The organism is Flammeovirga yaeyamensis (assembly GCF_018736045.1).
Classification (GTDB): Bacteria; Bacteroidota; Bacteroidia; order Cytophagales; family Flammeovirgaceae; genus Flammeovirga; species Flammeovirga yaeyamensis.
This window is the reverse complement of record NZ_CP076132.1, coordinates 3,378,998-3,396,395: the sequence shown is the minus strand read 5'-3', so window position 1 is coordinate 3,396,395 and position 17,398 is coordinate 3,378,998. Positions and strand designations below refer to the sequence as shown.

Genomic DNA, 17,398 nt, shown 5'->3' with positions numbered 1-17,398 from the left:
ACAACCATAACTTTATTAAATTGGTACATAATATAGACTGTTTTGGTGTTATATTATTGAATAGAGTTGATGTTGATTTTCAACCACTCGTATGAAAAAAGAGAACTCGTTTTAAAACTAATGAATGTATTTATGAATTTTAGACATTCCCTGATAGGGTTATTATGTTTAATCAGTTTCTTTAGCTGTTCGGAGCAAGAGAAATATGTATCTAAAGAAAAAATTAACGATAACATTCTTCAAGAGATAGCTGTTCCTGTCTCAAAAGAGGAAAATCGTGTTGTTACTTATACCAACAAGAGAAGTGCTTACTTCCAAACATCTTCACACATTCTAAACTCTGAATTATATAGTTGGTTCGATGGTTGGAACGTTGGTCAGAAAAGAATTTTTACAGATTATAAAATTGAAATTGATGAGAAAGCGTTCGACAGAAAAAATTCTGAAGTAATTGCCTACCCTCATTATTTACAAAGAAAGACAGATCTTGCAGTAGAAAAGTTAATTCTATTTGATGATCAAGATGTGCTTTATGTTTCTCTTGAAGCAGTAAAAGGTAAGAAAACAAAATTATCTTTATTAGGTGATCAGATAAAAGAGACTGGAAAAGATAAGCAAGCTACTTATTATACATCAACGGAAGATCCTTCTAAAGTACTTGCTGTTGCTCCATCTCACAAGGAAAATATTGATGAGAATGGCTATGCAGCAGTAACGAAATCGGGTAGAGGTGGCTTTTATGTTTCTATTGCTAAAGACAAAGAAGCAGCCGTTAAACTAATTCAAGATGCAAGAGAAAAGCATGGCGAGTGGTTTAAAGAAAGAACGCAAAGAATGACGGATTTGATTACCGAAAATACATACATTCACTCGGAAGATCCTCATTTCGATAAAGCATTGGCATGGTTAACTCTAACAATGGACGGTTTAGTAACCCACCAACGTGGTTATGGTATTTATGCAGGTATTCCTTGGTTCAACGAGTACTGGGGACGTGATACGTTTATCTCTTTGCCTGGTGGTACTTTAGTGTTAGGTGAAACGGATATAGCTAAAAAGATTCTTCTTTCATTTGCTGATGTTCAAGACAAAAAATCGTCATCAAAGTATTATGGTAGAATTCCGAACATTGTAAAAATGGAATCGCTTAACTACCATACAACAGATGGTACGCCACGTTTTATTGGTCAGTTATTAGAGTACATCAAATACTCAGGGGATAATACATTGATTAAAACAATGTACCCAACAGTAAAAAGATCAGTAGATGGAGCTTTAAAAAATTGGGTGAATAAGAAAGGTTATTTAACTCACGAAGATGCAGATACTTGGATGGATGCCAGAAGAGAGCCGGACAAGGTGGCTTATTCTCCAAGAGGTAGCTTTGCGAATGATATTCAGGCATTATGGTTCCAACAGTTAAATGCAGCTATTTATTTTGCTGAAGTAACCAACCATAAAAGTGATGCGAAGAGATGGCAAAAAATTGCTGATAAAGTGCAAGATAACTTTATGCACGATTTCTTTGATGGTACTCATGCGTATATGGCTGACCGAATTGATCATGACAATCAACCTGATTTCCAATTCAGACCCAACCAACTTTTTGCGATGGACTTCATTACAAATGATGAGCAAAAAATGAAATTGACTAGAGAAATTTGGGAACATTTAGTTTACCCTTGGGGTGTGGCTTCATTATCTCAAGAAGATCCTAATTTCCATCCATATCACTTAGCATGGGAGCATTATCATAAAGATGCAGCTTACCATAACGGTACAATTTGGCAGTGGAACAACGGTTATGCTATGCAAAGAATGATCGAAAGTGGTCAGGAAGATATCGCCTTCCAACTATTCCAAAATATGAACGTTCAATCTTTGGATATGGGAGCCGTGGGTAGTATGAACGAAAATGCAGATGCTTTCCCTCACGAAGGTAAAGACTACCCTAAATTAACAGGTACCTACATGCAAGCATGGTCTAATGGAGAGCAATTAAGAGTATGGTACCAATATTTCTTAGGTATTCAACCTAATGCTATCGAAAACAAATTGGTAGTGGCTCCAAGAATTCCATCTAAATTAAATCAATTCAAATTCAAGGAAAAGATTTTCAACGATCAACTTGAAGGAGAATATCAAAATGTTGATGGTGTTGAGACCTATACTTATACTTTAAAAGAAAAGGATATTCAGTTTGTTTTTAATCATAAACTTTTCCAAGATTTAGAGATTGATGTAAAAGCAGGCGAAAGAGTAAAAGTGACAAGAGATCAAAAAGAATTGACTTTAACTGTTTTCTCAAAAGAGGGGAAACAACGTGCTCTCAAGAAAGCACATCTTGACGATGCTTTATTAGCAAGACAAGCACAATCTGATGAAATTTTTGAAGGAACTAATTTCTGTAAGCCTAACTTTGATAAGGAGTATGCTTGTATGAAAGAGACATTTCAGAAAAATTAATAATTAGTGTAATACATACATTAAAAAGGCTATTGTTTGCTAAAAACAATAGCCTTTTTTGTTACTATTTCAATATTATTTAGAATATTTTAAATTATTATTTAATAAAGTGTATAGTAAGTGGAATGTTATTTTGAACTATTGTATATACCTCCATAGTTTCGCACTGCAATTTTTTAATCATTGAAGCAGCTTTTTGTTACCTTAAGCCATCTGAATAACTGACTAACTTTCTAATAATTAGATAAACTATCAGAGGTTGATAACTAAAAGACTTCAACTAACATTTGAACTATGCGTAATTTTAAACTATTATTTTGGCTAATTGGGGCTTTCTTTCTGGGCCTAACATCTTGTAATTTGAATGAAAATGATGAAGAACCTATGTATGAGGTTTCTTTTACTGTGCTTGATGAGGGAAATGCCCTTGAAGGTGCTACAATTATCGTGAACGGCGATACTGTTGGTACAACAGATGCTAATGGAATGCTGAAAGAATCATTCCTTGCTGGAGTATTTCCTTATTCAGTAGTCGCTGAAGGATATGAAGATTACACAAATAAATCATTTATTATCACAGACAAGGCTGTTGAAGTATCTGTAGATTTAGTTTGGATTCCAGTTACTTCTGTTGTTTCTTTTTCTGTAATGAATGGTGAAGTAAACGTAGAAGGAGCTACATTAACTTTATCTGAAGGTACTGTTTTAACAACAGATGAGGAAGGAAGTGCAGCCCTTGAACTTCTTCCTGGATCTTACACTTTCTCTATTGAAAATTATGGTTATCAGACACAAGTAGATGTTCCATTTACCGTTGAAAGAGAAGATGTAATTATTGAAACTGAATTTGAGTTAGTTTCTGAAAATATCTTGATTTTTGCTGAAAGAGGAACAGGTAATTTATATTCAGTTTTACCAACAAGTTTAACTGATTCAACAAAAATAGGTACTGTCATTGATGAGGAAGGTAACCCATTGAAAGGTATCCGTGGTTTTGTTGTAGATGATGTTGACAATAAAATTGCTTATGCAAGTTTAGTAAAATCAGAAGGTGCAGGTGTTTACAAAATTGACCTTAATACATTAGTTGCGACTCTGATTTATGAAAACCCAGATACAGGTACTACTTGGGATGCAATGTCTTCTCTAATTATTAAAGATGGGAACTTATTTGGTGTAGCTTGGATTAATGGCCATGGTCATTCTTATGTTAAATTATCTAAGGATGGAGAATTTATTTCTTATTCAGATATTACAGCAAATAATTATTATGGAGGTTTTCTTCCAATGGATAATGGGAATTATTATTTAGGTAATGAAGGTAGCTTAGATTTATATAATGATTTAATGGAATCACAGTCAAGTCTAACTCTTTCAGGAACAGATTTAAATTTATCTGTAGATGATTTTAGAGTAATGTCAATAGCTAAATTAAACGATGTTGTTTACGCTATTGGACTTGATGATTTAACTGATATTATGCACTTAACTTCTATTGATTTAGAAACAGGTGTAGTAACAGAAATCAAAGATTTTCCAACAACAGCTGACGATAAGCAAAATTATGTACATGCTTTGACAACAGTTCCTTTTTATTCTGTATACTAAAACAGAATGATTAACAAAAAGGGCTCACTTTTTAAAAGTGAGCCCTTTTTGTTATTGTGCTTGACTGTAAACAGACATCGTATATTTAGCAACCCAAGACTTATTTCTTTTGTCGATATAATCGTAACCCAAAGTACCTTGCTTATACCAGAAACTATCTTTTTGATAATTTAATTTGTTACTCCCTGCAGTTACTGCTTTATAACCATGTGCTTGAACTAATTCTTGCATATAAGAAACCGAAGCTTCTCTTACAGCTTCCTTACTTCTACCAATAAATTGAAGGTCAAAACCGACTAATCTTTTTTGAGAATCAAACTTACATTTATAAGCAATATATACATCACCCATATTTTTCTTGTAAACTTTTTTCCCGTTGTAAATAATAAAGTTCTTTTTATCTCTATCTTCTTCCTTACGGTATAATTTTTTGAACGTTTTGTAATCCATTTTATAGGTGTACTCTTTGTCCAATAATAATTTTTGTGCGAATAAGGAAGATGACCCTAGTAAGAAAACAGTTAAGATTAAAATTAATTTTTTCATTAGTTTCTTTTTGGTTTATTGAAATTCATCGTCTTTCAACGATTATATAAATATAGACAGTTTAATTAATAATTCGGACAATTTATTCCTCTTCTAGTTTTGAGAAATAGACCTAAGGGACTATTTCTATATCCGGGTTAATCAGTTTCAACTGTTTACAGAAATCATCAGAATGTTTAGGTGTAAAATAGATGGAATCATATTTATGATAATAAATAATCATTCCCTTTTTAAATGATAAACCAATTTTTAGACCAACATACATTCTTGTATTCAATTTGATTTTTCTGATTTTATCGATTTTTATTTCCCCATCAAAAGGCCCTGCTTTATAGGATACAATTTTCTTTTCCTTGTCAATAGTCATATAGGAAGTAACTAGAAATGAGATGATTAACACCAAAGATAACCCAATAATGACTAAAGGGGGAACAATTGGTAAAAGAGGACCTCTACCAAAAGTCACTATCAATTTTGAAATGACACTAAATAATATGATAAGAATTGCAATCCAAAAAAATTTAGCAACTGGTTCTATACGGCTATAAAATTTGATTTTCCTCATTGAAGTAGAAATATAGATGTGAGGGTTGTATTTTTATGTTTTAAAGGAACAACAACTACTTAAGATACAAAAAAACTTTGATTATGGAAGAATCTAAGATAAAGCTTATCAGCAACGAAAGGGTATATCATGGACATTTGAATGTAGACAAAATCACTTTTCAACATCAAAAATATGATGGAACTATGTCTAAAATAATTGATAGGGAATGCGTGGTTAGAAATGATGCGATTGCAGTTTTGCTTTATAATTCTTCAGAAAATAATTATTGGTTTGTAGAACAAGTTAGAATTCCGACTCTTTTTAATGGAAACGGATATTTATGGGAATGTGTCGCAGGTCTAATTGATGATGGAGAAACAGCTGAAGATGCTGCAAAAAGAGAAGTTTTGGAAGAAGTAGGATATGCAGTACATCATCTAGAACATATTTCAACTTTCTATTCAACGCCTGGAGGATGTTCAGAAAAGGTTCGTTTGTATTTTGCTCATATTGGTGATAAACAGAATGAAGGAGGTGGTTTAAGTACCGAAAATGAAGATATCAAGATTGTGAAGTATTCTGCTGAAGAGTTAAAACAAATGTATTTTGATAATCAAATTGAGGATGGGAAAACATTATTAGCGATACAATGGCTTTTTTTACATTACCCTCAAATATATGATAACAACCTATAGATCATTAAGTAAAGCAAGCTAACTTTGTATGTTGAAAACTGAGTAGTATTACTCTCATATCAAATCTAATAATTAGTGAAAAACGCAAAGAAGAGTTTCTTAAAAGAGGTTTGGGATATCGCATTACCTGTATCCTTACAAAGTGTGCTTCAATTCGCTTTAAGTATGATCGATCAAATTATGGTGGGTCAGTTAGGGGAAACTGTTATAGCTTCCGTAGGTTTAGGTAGCCGTCTATCTTTTATTTTTTTGGTGGCCATAATAGGTTTAGCCAATGGAGCTGGCGTTTTTGTTGCTCAATTTTGGGGAAGAAATGAAAAAGAAAAAATCTCTTATCTTTTAGGCGATTTATTCAAAATTGGCATTTTAGTCACTGTTATTGGAGTGGGTATTAGTGTTGCATTTCCACATCAAATACTCTCTATGTTTTCAGAGGATCCGGAGGTGATAAAATTAGGTGGCTTATATCAACAAATTATTGCTATTGGATTTCCTGCAGCTTTATTAAGTGCATCTTATAGTGCCTCCTTAAGAAGTATCGGACAAGCGAATTTGGTACTAAGAATTAGTTTGATAAAAATAGTAGTCAACACCGTACTCAACTATGTACTCATTTTCGGAGTTGGTTTTATTCCAGAAATGGGAATGGAAGGAGCTGTTTGGGCAACCGTAGTGGCCATGTGGTTGGAAGCCATCATTTTATATATTTTAGTCCGATACAAACAATTCCCAGGTGATATAAAATGGAAGCATCTTGTACATTTCGATAAAGACATGTTACTCCCACTAATTAGCATAAGTGCTCCATTAGTTTTGGGAGAAATTTCTTGGGCAATGGGAGAGACAGGTTATTCGATGATCTACGGTAGAATGGGAACGGTAGATATTGCAGCCATGACGATTACCATTCCACTACAAGTACTATTCTTTGGTTTCTTTACTGGTTTAGCTTCTGCAGCTGCCATATTAATTGGATACGAATTAGGACAAAATAATTTCAGAAAGGCAAAACTCTACGGAAACAAGTTTACCATTAATACTTTTTTGGTAGGTATTGGAATGGCAGTGTTCATTGCATTACTCAGTCCTTTATACATTAGGCTTTACGAAGTGTCTCCAGCGGTTTCCGAGTTAACTCAGATTTTATGTTGGATCTTTGCCTTCTTATTCCCTATAAAAATGACCAATTACATTACTGCAGCAGGTGTTTTAAGAAGTGGAGGTGATACTAAATTCACCACCTCTTTAGGCCTTTTTAGTACTTGGTTATTCTCTATTCCACTAGGAGTAGTGGCTGCTTTTTACTTCGATTTACCAATTTATTGGGTGTATGTAGTGGTCTCAATAGAAGAGTATTTAAGATTATCGGTCTACATATGGAGAAAAAATACAGGGAAGTGGGCAAGAAATTTAGTCAAAAAATAAAGGCTACTCTTTCGAATAGCCTTTGCTGTAATTTGGCATACTATGCACCTGTACATCCAAAATCACAACTTAATTTCTTTAACTAAATATACAAATTTAAAGTGTTAGGAGCAACACTGTTTACTATTATAAACACAAAACTTAGAAAAAGGTTCTGAGATTATATCTTTTCTTGATACTCTTCTTTCAAAATAGACATGACTATTTTATCATGAAATTCATGATCTCTGAAAGCTGCTTGTCTTAGTCGTCCTTCAAGTTTAAATCCTGCTTTTTGATAAGCTTTTAAGCCACCTGTATTGGGTTCAGAAACCGTCAACATTATCTGATTCAGTTCCATTTCAGTAAACCCAATTTTAATAATTTCTGTAGTTGTTGCTGTACCATAACCTTTACCCCAACAGTCTTTATCACCAATAAATATATAATACTCACCAGATTTATTTGTGGTGGAGATGTTACTGATGCCAGCATACCCAATAAAAATATTTGTACCCTTAATGTAAATCCCTTTATTGAGATTCACTCGATCATCAATTATTGTGTTAAACCATTTTTGAATTTCCTCTTTACTATTCAGCTTCTGAAAAAGAGATAGAGAATATTTGATGACTTCTTCGTCATTGAGCCACTGATAAAATGAGTTGACATTTTCTTTTTGTATTGGTCTTAATTCAATCAAAATAAGGTTTTGTTTATTTCTAATTTAATTTTATTTAAATGTAAAAAATCTGACCCGATAATATCAAGTCAGATTCCATTGTTCCAATTCTGCATTATCTCTAATGCAATTGATAATTCTGATTATATATTTAATTACGATGTAGTATCTTAATTTCTATTCAGAATAAGCATCAATAATTCCACCTGTCAAACGGACAATCTCCGTATTGGTAGATATCAAATTATAGATGGCTGTTAATCTCGAATTTTGAGCATCTAAATATTGAATTTGAACATCTCTCAAGTTAAATGAGTTGATTTGTCCATTTCTATATCTTTCAGTCGACATATCCATGTTCATTTGAGCAGCGGTAACTTGTTCTTCTGTCAATTCTAAAATTTCTCTCTGAAGAACATAGGTATCGTAAACCTGCATCATTTGATTATTCAAACTATGCGACATTTGTTGTGTCTCAATATCAGCAATTTGCTTATTGATTACTGCAATTTGTTTTGCACGTCTTCTGCTACCTCCCATATAAATTGGAATAGATAAGGTAGCACCTACAGCACCACTCATACCATCAATGTTGAAGTTGGGAATACCTTCTGCACCACCATAGTTCGCCGTATATTGGTAGTTTGCAGTACCAGATAGGTTAGGCATAAACGCTGCTTTAGCCAATTCAATATCTTTTTGTTTGATGATCTGATTGATATAATTGTTTTTCAAAGTAGAGTTATCGGCATTCACTCTCTCAATTAGATCTGATAAAAGATAATCTTTTTCAACGGCCTCAAAACTTTCGGTAAGGCTAAATAACACTTGTTCTGCTTGAGGAACACCCATAATAAAGTTCAAGTCTCTTAATTTCACTTGAAGTTTATTTTTTTGTTCTAATGAATTTCTTCGATCTTCCAGCCAAGCATTTTGTGCTTGAAGTACATCATAGGTTACCGCTTGCCCTAATTCTTTTTGCGACATAGTATAGTCATATCTTTCTTTCGAAAGGGCTGCTAATTGTTCGGTAACATCTAAACGTTGTTGTTCTAAAAGTGCTTCGAAATATCCAATAATGATATCCTTAATTGTATTTTCTATCACTACTTGGGCGTTACCCTCAGAATAGTTTTGCAACTCTTCTAACTGACTTTTATTGATCCAAACTTGGAAGCCATTAAAAATTGTAAAGTTGGTTTTTACCGAAGGAGTGATAATCCCTAAGTTGGAATTCATGGCATGGGACCAGTTATGATTCCATCCTAAATCTGTAGATACTGTTGGATATAATCCCGCGTTTTCCAAAGTGTTATTGATTTCAGAAATATCTACATTTTCCTTAGCGATCTTAATGTCATAATTATTTTCTAAACCTTCTGAAATCGCATCAGCAAGACTTAAATTAACTGTTTGAGTGACCAAGCTATCACTTTTACTCTGAGCGAAAATACTGCTTATAGAGATCAAAGTAATTCCTAAGTATATGAATATTTTTTTCATTGAAGTCTGTTGTTAGAAATGATTCAGAAAGATGCTTTTGAAAACACCCCACATCCTTCTGAATCATCATTTCAATATTTATTAATGATTGACTAAACCTTTATGTTGATCAGTTGCCAATGCTTCATTTACTTGTTCCATTGCTTTTTCCGCAGCGATTTCAGTAAATACATTTTCTACTTCTTCTCTTGTTGGTTTCTTACCAGTAAAGATTTGTTTTTTACCTCTTCGGATATCATTTACTATTTTTACTAAAACAGGAAGGATAAGTAGAATGAAAGTGGTACCAATCAAAATACCGTAGGATAAGGATACGGCTACAGGAACCAAGAATCTTGCTTGAACCGAAGTTTCCAAGATCATTGGATACAAACCAATTGTTGTAGTTAGTGTAGTTAATAAAATAGGTCTAAATCTTGATTTACCAGCATTGATTAAGGCGTCATCAAATGATAACCCAGCGAGTAGATCTTGATTAAATTTAGATAAGTAAACTACAGCATCATTGATAATCGTACCTGATAAGGCGACCATACCAAGGATTGAGAACATCGAAATAGCTTGACCTTCGATACCATGACCCCACATTGCACCAATTACTCCTAAAGGAATCATTGCTAGAATCATAATTGCTTGCGTGAATGATCTAAAGTGGAACATCAAAATCATTACGATAAATAAGAAGGCAATAATGAAGTAGTTAAATAACTCTGTTGAATCTTCTTTCGACGATTTTAACTGACCTTGATACTCCGTTCGAACATCAGGATACATTTCTTTCATTACCGGTAGAACCGTTCTTTCCACTTCTTCAATGATAGGAATACTTGGATCGTTAGCATTCAATAGGAAAGCTTCTACTCTAATTTCTTTTTCACCGTTGTAGTGGTTAATGGCCACCGGACCACGTGTTACTTCGAAATCAGCTAGCTGAGCTAGAGGATACATTCCATCCATTGTACGGATACGCATTCTTTCTAGATCACCTAGAGTACTTCTATTGTCCTTCTTGTAACGAACATATATACGGATCTCATCTTTATTTACCTGAAGTCTTTGTGCCTCTGCACCGAAGAAACCGTTTCTTACTTGTGTCATCAAACTGGCTTCCGTAAACCCAAGTGCATAAGCTTTAGGTTTCAATGTTAAACGGATTTCCTGACCACCAATTTGGTTGTTGTCCATTACATTGTATAGTGCAGCTTGTTTGTTTAGTTCTGTTTTTAAGAAATCTGCAGCACCCTCTAATTGATCGTATTCATGACCAAGCAAGGAGATGGATACAGGAGCACCCCACATATTATTGGCACCGACCGATAATTTACGAGCAGTAGGTTCCTCACCAATCATTTCATGAATCTTTGCTTGAATGGTACTCACATCAATAGGAGATTCAGAAAGATCCTCAAGAATAACGAAGACCTGACCTGTATGTGTACCAGTCTCTGCACCATTAAAGGCGTTACCTATACTCACAAAAGATGTTTTGATAAAGTCGAAATCTGTATTGTTCTCTTCTTTAAGAATGTCATTGGCTTCCCAAGCAATATTTTCATATCTAATCAAATACTCTTTCGTACTGTCTTGGTGAATACCTGGTTTTAAGGCCAAATCGATATTAAAGAAATCACCTGGAGGAGCAGGGAAGAAAGTCATTTCTATCACACGGCCACCAATTAATCCTACAGTTAGAATAATTGCAGCTGTAGGGATGGATAAACCAAACCATTTATAATTTAATAAGAATCTTAAAATTGGAACATAGACTTTATCTCTAAAAGCAAAGATTACTTTGTCCAATTTCTCTCTTACAGTATTGAATTTACTTTTCTCTTTTCTTGGCGTAAGTACTTTAGGGTTACTTACGTGGGCAGGAAGAAGGAACATACCTTCGAATAATGAGAACAATAAACAGAGGATCACCACCAATGCCATTTCACTCATCATTTCCAAACCTGATTCTAAGAATAAGAAAGGGAAGAAGGCGATAATTGTCGTAGATACTGATGTTAAAACGGCAGGAATTACTTCCATTGTGCCATCAATTGCGGCTCTAATAGGGGATTTACCCATTTCGTAATGCGTAAATATATTCTCGCCAATTACAATACCATCATCTACAAGGATACCAATAATCAAGATCATACCGAAAAGGGAGATCATGTTTAATGTAACACCCAATAATGAAGCGAAAATAAACATACCCAAGAATGAACTTGGAATACCCCAAGCTACCCATAACGACAATCTAAAGCTTAAGAATAATGATAAAGTGATAATTACTAACACAATACCCATTAAACCGTTTTCAATCAGGGTGTCTAAACGAGAATTTACGATAGTAAGGAAGTCAAAACTGATCATCATTTCTGCATCATCATGGGAAGCATTAAATTCCTCAACATAATCATTTACATATTCAGAGATCATTTGAAGATCTTCTGTATTCAGTTTTTGAAGTTGGATAGAAATATTTCTTTTTCCTTTATTCCATACCGCATTTGGAACGTCTTCAAACTGGAAATGTACATCAGCTAGATCGCCTACTTTTAGAACTCTACCGTCTGCAGTAGCACGAACAACAATGTTTTTGATGTCTTCAGCATCTGCTGATCTATATCTTGCCAGTACTGAAATCTCTTCACGAGAGTTTTTAATCGTACCACCTGTTACATCAATATTATTACTCGCAATAGCTTGTTTGATGTCGTCGATAGAAATATTGTATCGACGTAATAAATCTTCATCAACCTCAATAGAAATTTCCGTGTTAGGGTACCCAGAAATTGAAATCTGAGAGATGATTCCTGAAGCTAAGAAATCGTCTTCAATACGTTGCGCATACTCTTTAATAGTACGGAGGTCATCACCTTTTAAGTCCAAATACATGGCACTTGTAACTTCTCTTTTCTTGGCTACTGAAGGTTTTTCAGCACCGGCAGGGAAGTTGGAAATACCATCTACTGCGTTTTTGACATCCGTAAGTACTTCATCAATATCAGCTTTTGCTTGAGTAGTGATGGTTACCGTGGCAATGTTTTCTGCAGAAACAGATTTAGTTTCTTTAATGCCCGGAATACCTTTGATTTTATTTTCAATCAATGTAGTTACCCCTTCATCCATTTCTTTTGGTGAAGCACCTTGGTAGGCGACAGTAACTGTAATAATTCTTGATTCTAATAGTGGAAATGAAGCTTTTTTCATTTGGAAAATCGCAAATCCACCTAGTACTATGATCAGCAATAATGACATGTGGGCGTAAAACGGCCTTCTGACAAATGCTTCTACAATTTTTCTCATCTTACTTTAATTTGGATTTGATTAACCTCTGATATTTACTTTAGCACCTTCTTTTCCGTTAAAGATGGACTCTTCAACTAGGATATCATTTTGATTTAATCCCTGAATGAAATAGCTGTCGTGGTTTGTTTTAATCACTACAATTTCTTTTTTCGCCAATGCGTTATTTTCTACAGTAAATACATATTTTCCTTCCATTACAGCTTCACGTGGTAACTCAATCACATCTTTAATAGTTTCACCATTAAAAGTAACTTCAACGAATTGACCTTCGTAAATCTCACTTTGTGAGTTTGGATGAATATTTACATAGATTTTAATAGTTTGTGATTGTGGATCTACAATTTTAGACTTTCTGATCACCGTTCCTTGAATAGTTTCAGGAATACGACTTTCAGTTTTAACCATCACTTTATCACCTTTGTTAATCCATTTAGCATTTAAAGGCTCCACTTCAACAACTACTTCCAAAACATCTGTTCTAGAAATAACACCAATTTCAGAACCTGGAGAAACAATAGATCCTGCTTCTAATCTAACCGTTTTGAATGTTCCATTAAATGGAGCATAGACTTTATATTTTGCTAGATTAATTTCAGCTTGTTGGATCATAAAGTATTCTGTAATTACATTTCTTGAGGCCAAGAAGAAACGCTCTTGATCCGAGTTAATTTTAGGTAATTCAGGTAGAGGTTTATCTATTTTAACTGAAGTAAAGAAGTCATACCATTTTTGATATTCATCGTTATAGTCAATTTTAATATCTGCTAAAATAGAAGCAACCGTATTCATAAAGCTCGATTTATTCGACTTTAGAGTAGCTTTCACATCCTCATCAAATACATGAACTAAGCTTTGTCCTTTTCTAAAAGTATTTCCTTCTTTTAAACGCACATTAGTCTGAACAATTCTGCCAGCAACCTCTGATGATAAAATAAATGTTTGTGCAGCGTTTACTCTACCATGGAAAGACTGGTCGTTCTTTACATCAGTAAATTCAACTTTTCCTGCTTTAATCGAAATAACTTTTTCTTGCTTAACTGCTTTTTTGGGAGTGGGTTTATCTTTGATAAGTTTTAACGAAATAAATCCAGTGATCCCTACGGTTAGGGCTATTCCAAGGAAGCTAATAATATTCTTAGACATTGCTATATTAATGATTGTAATGATATGTTTTTTCTACTTAAGCGAATTAGCATTAACCACCTGTCTTATATAAATTAAATCAACCAATGCCCTTTTATTTTCAACAAAACAAAGAACACGATCAATTTTATAGTTTATTGATGATATCTTTGATTTTGTAGATGAAAATTAACTATTGGTAGAACTTCCTATTAATTATCACTTTCAATCTGTTCATTTGATAAAAAATTAGAAAACAATGTTCGGAAAGCTGACCAAGTCATATAAATTTGCCCTTTTTACATTAGGTCTATTTCTATTCATGTTCATGATAGATTATTGGATAGGGCCTATATATTCCTTTACAAAAACCTTATTAAACATAAGTGTTTTCATATTGATTGTTTTAGTCAATTCAAAAGTGCTTATACCTAAATTATTTATTGCCAAAAGCAAGAAAGCATGGTACGTAGTTTCGGTTATTTTACTTTATATTATCACCATAAAAGTATCTTTATACTTTAGCGAGATGATGTTCCCGTTATTGGATCAAGAAACATTTTTTGCAGAAAACGAACATTTAAGAGAGCCATTAAAAGGCGTATTAGAATATAAGTGGATCTATCCTTTTGGGTTTGGAAGTGTGTTTATCTTACTTACTATTATTATATCAACTATTTTGACAGTAAGTGAGTATGATAACAAACGAAAGGAGAAAGAAACGAAGTTGAAGGAAGAAAAAATGGAGGCGGAGTTAAAGTTTCTACGTTCTCAAATCAATCCTCATTTTTTGTTTAATGCATTGAACAATATCTATTCTTTGTCTTACATGAATATGCCCACAGCACCTGATAAAATTGCACAGTTATCAGAAATGTTGCGTTATTTATTGTATGATTGCAATGAAGAAAGGGTAGAACTATCCAAAGAGATCTCTTACCTTCATAATTACATCGATTTCCAACAAATGAAAACGGAAGACAATCAGAATATACATTTTGATATTGATGTAAAGAATAATAATCGTTTAATATCTCCTGTACTTCTGGAACCATTTGTTGAAAATGCATTTAAGTATAGCAGATTAGAAGAAGAAGACGATGAAGGTTATGTAAAAATAAAACTTTCAGAAAACAATCAGTCTTTAAATTTTAGTGTGATAAACTCTAAGAGTAAGAACACTGCAAAAAATAATGATCCTACTAAAGGTGGAATTGGGATTAAGAACGTTCAAAAGCGATTAAAATTGATATATCCGAATACACATCAATTAACGATATCCGAGGAAAAAGAGCATTTTGAAGTTAAATTAGTTATTCATTTTAATGCATAATAAATGAAGACCATAAAAACAATCATAGTAGACGACGAACATTTAGCGAGAAGCCTAATTAAAGATTATGTATCAAAAGTGCCTCAACTTGAATTATTGAGTGAGTTTAAAAATGCAATTGATGCTCTGACTTTTATTCAAACCAATGAAGTCGATCTAATTTTTCTTGATATTCAAATGCCTAATTTAACGGGTATTGAGTTTGTTGAATCAATTCAGCTAAACAATACTTTGGTTATTTTTACTACCGCTTACTCAGAATATGCATTAAAAGGATATGAGTTAAATGCGTTTGATTACCTTCTAAAACCAATTACTTTTCCAAGATTTTTACAATCGGTAAACAAAGTGATAAAACAATTCGACCTCATTCAATCCAAAACATCTGATGAAGACCAAGCATTAGAGCAACAATCAAAAAATATAGATCAAGTAGTTCCTAAAAAGGATAGTATTAGCATAAAGGCGGATTACAAACTTCATCTAATTAAATATAATCACTTAAGATATTTGGAAGGGCAGAAGGAATATGTAGCTTTTCATACCACTAATAAAAATATTCTTGCTTTAGTGTCATTAAAAAAGTTGGAATCAGAATTACCTGATGATCAATTTATCCGAATTCATAAGTCTTATATCGTCAATAAATCTGAGATTGAGAGCTTGGAAGGAAACATGTTAAGTTTAGGTGATGTAGAGTTACCAGTAGGTCAAAGCTATAGAAATCAGTTACTTAAATTATTTGAGTAAAATATCAAAATTATTTATAGAACATTACTTACATCTGTTGTTATTGGGTTGTAAATTAGCATTATTGACTGATTTTGTGTATATTATGAGAATAAATGTGATTGATTAGTGAGGAAATCCTCCTAATGAATCAACCATTAACTTTTTACTCATTTAAATAATCTATAAATATGAATTTTACACCAAAACGTCTCATTGAAGATCCACATGATGTTAAACCGTATCCATCGGTTGATCAGTACATGACAAAAAAACTAATCGTATTCAAACCAGACCAATTTATTGAAGAAGCAATGGAAGTACTTGTAGAGAAAAAAATCTCTGGTGCTCCGGTAATTAACGATGAGGGAGATTTGGTAGGAATGTTATCCGAAAAAGACTGTTTACACATTGTTCTAGAAAGCAGATATCTTAACTTCCCTGCATCACAGGGTAGAGTAAAAGATTACATGACAAAAGCGGTAATGTCTATCACCCCCGACAGAGATGTGGTAGAAGTAGCGATGCTTTTTAAGAACTCATCATATAGAAGATATCCAATTGTTAAAAAAGGAAAGCTTATTGGACAAGTAAGTAGAAGAGATATTTTAAGAGCTGCCATTGATTTAAAATCAACTACATGGTAGTCAGTTAATATTGACTTATTCTACATCCAAACTTATTTATACAGACAGGAAAGGGAACGATTTATTTCGTTCCCTTTTATTTTATATCAAAATGATAAATTATACAGATTGCTTTTTAGCAGCATAAATATTTACGGCAACTTCAATGTTGTCTTTAATTGCTTTATCACCTAAGTCAGAGAATACAGAACCCGACTTATATTTGATGTCATACTTAGTTCTATCAAATTCGATTTTTGACATTGCATGCATTTCTCCATCATGTGACATAGTTTGAACCACAAATGTAACAGGAGCAGTAATACCTTTAATTGTAAGGTCTGCAGTTACATTTAAAGCACCATTTTCACCTGATTTTACTTCAGTTAATGTTAATGTCGCTGTAGGGAACTTGTTTACTGAGAAGAAATCATCATTTTCAAGATGACCTTTTAACTTACCATTTTTAGGATTGTCAGCAGCATAGTCTTCTACAGTAATAGAAGTCATGTCGATTACAAAAGTAGAACCAGTGGATAACTGACCTTCTTTAACGACTAATTTTCCTTCTTTGATAGAAAGCTTTCCAAAATGCTCGTCCCCAACGATTTTAGAACCTTTCCAGTGTAAAGTACTTTTCTCTGCATTTACATTATAGTCTCCGTCTTCGAAGGCTACAACGTGAGAGTGTGATCCTGAACCATGATCATGAGTGTGTTCTCCGTGTTCGTGAGTTGCTTCTTCATTGGCAGTGCTTTTTTTCTCACCGCATGAGAAAATACCAAAAGAAAAGATTAGAAGAATGCTTAGAAAGTTTAAAAATTTCATAGTGTG

Annotated in this window: 14 protein-coding genes; 7 read left to right on the top strand and 7 right to left on the bottom strand. The window is 33.3% G+C overall.

The genetic code is table 11. The features are described 5' to 3' along the window. Positions 1 to 132 precede the first annotated feature (132 nt). Positions 133 to 2,466 (top strand): amylo-alpha-1,6-glucosidase, encoded by a 2,334-nt coding sequence (locus tag KMW28_RS13260; RefSeq protein ID WP_169666105.1) that lies wholly within the window; start codon positions 133 to 135, stop codon positions 2,464 to 2,466. 294 nt (positions 2,467 to 2,760) lie between these two features. After that, the gene (locus KMW28_RS13255; protein WP_169666103.1) at positions 2,761 to 4,074 is read left to right on the top strand and encodes a hypothetical protein; all 1,314 of its coding nucleotides are present in this window, start codon (positions 2,761 to 2,763) and stop codon (positions 4,072 to 4,074) included. Between the two features lie 51 nt (positions 4,075 to 4,125). Here the strand turns inward: KMW28_RS13255 and KMW28_RS13250 are convergent, their stop codons facing one another. Further along, positions 4,126 to 4,620, bottom strand: coding sequence for a hypothetical protein (locus KMW28_RS13250; RefSeq protein ID WP_169666101.1), 495 nt, complete (start codon positions 4,618 to 4,620; stop codon positions 4,126 to 4,128). Positions 4,621 to 4,732: 112 nt separating this feature from the next. Further along, positions 4,733 to 5,185: a PH domain-containing protein gene (locus KMW28_RS13245; RefSeq protein ID WP_169666099.1), complete on the bottom strand. Its 453-nt coding sequence runs from the start codon at positions 5,183 to 5,185 to the stop codon at positions 4,733 to 4,735. A gap of 83 nt (positions 5,186 to 5,268) precedes the next feature. On the opposite strand from KMW28_RS13245, the gene KMW28_RS13240 reads away from it, so the two are divergent. Both KMW28_RS13240 and KMW28_RS13235 read left to right on the top strand, forming a co-directional pair. Beyond that, positions 5,269 to 5,862, top strand: a complete 594-nt coding sequence (locus tag KMW28_RS13240) for an NUDIX domain-containing protein (protein WP_169666097.1) — start codon at positions 5,269 to 5,271, stop codon at positions 5,860 to 5,862. A gap of 75 nt (positions 5,863 to 5,937) precedes the next feature. Continuing rightward, positions 5,938 to 7,287, top strand: a complete 1,350-nt coding sequence (locus KMW28_RS13235; RefSeq protein ID WP_169666095.1) for an MATE family efflux transporter — start codon at positions 5,938 to 5,940, stop codon at positions 7,285 to 7,287. Between the two features lie 160 nt (positions 7,288 to 7,447). Here KMW28_RS13235 and KMW28_RS13230 read toward each other — a convergent pair whose 3' ends face one another. The 4 genes from KMW28_RS13230 to KMW28_RS13215 form a co-directional block, all read right to left on the bottom strand. Further along, complete coding sequence (locus KMW28_RS13230; protein ID WP_169666093.1) at positions 7,448 to 7,969, bottom strand: GNAT family N-acetyltransferase; 522 nt, start codon at positions 7,967 to 7,969, stop codon at positions 7,448 to 7,450. Between the two features lie 156 nt (positions 7,970 to 8,125). Next, the gene (locus KMW28_RS13225) at positions 8,126 to 9,451 is read right to left on the bottom strand and encodes a TolC family protein (RefSeq protein WP_169666091.1); all 1,326 of its coding nucleotides are present in this window, start codon (positions 9,449 to 9,451) and stop codon (positions 8,126 to 8,128) included. An 81-nt stretch (positions 9,452 to 9,532) separates the two neighbouring features. Further along, on the bottom strand, positions 9,533 to 12,751 hold the full coding sequence (locus KMW28_RS13220; protein WP_169666090.1) for an efflux RND transporter permease subunit: 3,219 nt from the start codon (positions 12,749 to 12,751) through the stop codon (positions 9,533 to 9,535). 21 nt (positions 12,752 to 12,772) lie between these two features. Continuing rightward, on the bottom strand, positions 12,773 to 13,897 hold the full coding sequence (locus tag KMW28_RS13215) for an efflux RND transporter periplasmic adaptor subunit (RefSeq protein WP_169666088.1): 1,125 nt from the start codon (positions 13,895 to 13,897) through the stop codon (positions 12,773 to 12,775). Between the two features lie 400 nt (positions 13,898 to 14,297). On the opposite strand from KMW28_RS13215, the gene KMW28_RS13210 reads away from it, so the two are divergent. The 3 genes from KMW28_RS13210 (at position 14,298) to KMW28_RS13200 (ending at position 16,585) form a co-directional block, all read left to right on the top strand. After that, positions 14,298 to 15,209 (top strand): sensor histidine kinase, encoded by a 912-nt coding sequence (locus KMW28_RS13210; RefSeq protein ID WP_169666086.1) that lies wholly within the window; start codon positions 14,298 to 14,300, stop codon positions 15,207 to 15,209. 3 nt (positions 15,210 to 15,212) lie between these two features. Continuing rightward, entirely contained in the window at positions 15,213 to 15,959 is a 747-nt protein-coding gene (locus KMW28_RS13205) for a LytR/AlgR family response regulator transcription factor (RefSeq protein ID WP_169666084.1), read from the top strand. A gap of 170 nt (positions 15,960 to 16,129) precedes the next feature. Beyond that, positions 16,130 to 16,585 (top strand): CBS domain-containing protein, encoded by a 456-nt coding sequence (locus KMW28_RS13200; RefSeq protein ID WP_066206151.1) that lies wholly within the window; start codon positions 16,130 to 16,132, stop codon positions 16,583 to 16,585. A 99-nt stretch (positions 16,586 to 16,684) separates the two neighbouring features. Here KMW28_RS13200 and KMW28_RS13195 read toward each other — a convergent pair whose 3' ends face one another. Next, the gene (locus KMW28_RS13195) at positions 16,685 to 17,392 is read right to left on the bottom strand and encodes a YceI family protein (protein ID WP_169666082.1); all 708 of its coding nucleotides are present in this window, start codon (positions 17,390 to 17,392) and stop codon (positions 16,685 to 16,687) included. Positions 17,393 to 17,398: the final 6 nt, after the last annotated feature.